Source organism: Stenotrophomonas sp. SrG, from assembly GCF_050031795.1.
Taxonomy (GTDB): Bacteria; Pseudomonadota; Gammaproteobacteria; order Xanthomonadales; family Xanthomonadaceae; genus Stenotrophomonas; species Stenotrophomonas rhizophila_A.
Genome location: NZ_JBNBBE010000708.1, coordinates 1 through 247, shown reverse-complemented (window position 1 = coordinate 247; position 247 = coordinate 1). Strand labels below are relative to the sequence as shown.

Here is a 247-nt window from a genome sequence, read left to right as displayed (position 1 = left end):
GGCACCGCTGGTGGCGGCGAGCCGCGCTGGACACGCTGCCGGCGCCGCGGCTGGGCCGCTCGCCGCTGGACCGGTGGCTGGGCACGTCCAGCGTATGGCTGGAGACGGCGGGGGCAAGCGGCAGCATCGCGTTGTGCCTGCGGTATCTGCCGGAAGCCGAGGCGCGGGCGGTGTTCGAGCTGCTCAATGCTGCGTTCGTGAAGCGCCGCCCGTATCGGTAACCGTTACCGCTTGGAGGGGCCCCAAT

Annotated in this window: 1 pseudogene; it reads left to right on the top strand. The window is 72.1% G+C overall.

Annotated features, from left to right (window positions below):
- Positions 1-221, top strand: a pseudogene (locus tag ACQG3P_RS21415) (PH domain-containing protein); the annotation flags it as partial.
- Positions 222-247 lie beyond the last annotated feature (26 nt).